1 protein-coding gene is annotated in these 1,279 nt (G+C 53.4%); it reads left to right on the top strand.

Features of this window, described 5'->3' with window-relative positions:
* The first annotated feature begins 83 nt into the window (after positions 1-83).
* The gene (locus ACW9IB_RS29430; protein ID WP_457416828.1) at positions 84-1,232 is read left to right on the top strand and encodes an integrase core domain-containing protein; all 1,149 of its coding nucleotides are present in this window, start codon (positions 84-86) and stop codon (positions 1,230-1,232) included.
* Positions 1,233-1,279 lie beyond the last annotated feature (47 nt).

Genomic DNA, 1,279 nt, shown 5'->3' with positions numbered 1-1,279 from the left:
GGTACAAACCGGAGACATCGTTTACATTTCTAACCGGGGACATGGTTTACAGGCTAATACGCATGATCAGGAGGTAACTGATCATGCCCTGGAACCAAGAGTCCCCCATGAACCAACGAATCAAGCTGGTCGCCGACTGGCTTACACGCAAATACACGAAAAGCCAGCTGGCATTGCGCTTCAATGTCAGTCGGCCAACCGTCGATAAGTGGATTTCTCGGTATGACGGCAACTTAAAGGCGTTATCCGAGCTTCCCCGACGGCCTCACAACAGCCCCAATAGGACTGATGATGAGATCCTGGCTCGCATCGTGGCGATGAAGGAGGCTCATGATAGATGGGGCCCCAAAAAGCTTATCGAGCTGTTGCGGCTTGAGGATCCTGCCATCGATTGGCCTTCTCCCAGCACGGCAGGCGAGTGGCTTGATCGAGTGGGGCTGGTCAAAAAGCGGCGTTTCAAGCGCCGTCATCACAGTGTCCATGCGCCGATGCGAGAGGCCAACGAACCCAACAAAACGTGGTGCGTCGACTACAAAGGGCAGTTCAAAATGCTCGATTCACAGTTCTGCTTCCCGTTGACCGTCACGGACCACGCGTCTCGTCTGATTTTGGCTTGCCAGGCCCATCCCAGGATTATGACCAAGCCTGTAAAACAAACCTTTGAGCGGCTTTTTCGGGAGTACGGCATGCCGGAAGTCATTCGCTCCGATAACGGCGTTCCATTTGCCTCACCAGGCTTGGCAAGGATGTCGACACTCGCGGTTTGGTGGATACGCCTGGGTATCTATCCCGAGCGAATCATGCCGGGAAGGCCTGCACAGAACGGTCGCCATGAACGAATGCACCGCAGCCTCAAGTTTGAGCTGCCGCTGGGGAACAACCTGATTGAACAACAATTGCTGCTGGAACACTTCAGGCATGAGTTCAATTACGTAAGACCTCACGAAGCGCTTGGCATGAAACGTCCGGGAGAGTTGTACGTGCCGTCTAACCGGGTCTACCCAGATCGCTTGCCAGATGTGGAATATCCGGCGCAGATGAAGGTTCGAAGCATCAGACAAAACGGTTCGATCAAGTGGAAGAACAAGTTTGTGTTTGTCAGCGAGGCACTTGCTGGAGAACGGATAGGGCTCAAAGAGACTGAAGAGGATGTTTGGGATCTGTACTTGTGTGACTATCCCTTGGGGAGGCTTGGGCGCGGTAAAAGCCGCGTCGAAGCCTCAAATGTGTAAACGATGTCTCCGGTTTCAGATGTAAACGATGTGTCCGGTTCTACACC

This window comes from Pseudomonas sp. SDO524_S393, from assembly GCF_054071875.1.
Note: the sequence above shows the minus strand (reverse complement) of the source record. Positions and strands in the feature narration are given on the sequence as shown.

Excerpts from the sequence above, each read along its gene's own strand:
- ACW9IB_RS29430 (WP_457416828.1), top strand. The coding sequence starts at position 84 with ATGCCCTGGAACCAAGAGTCCCCCATGAACCAACGAATCAAGCTGGTC.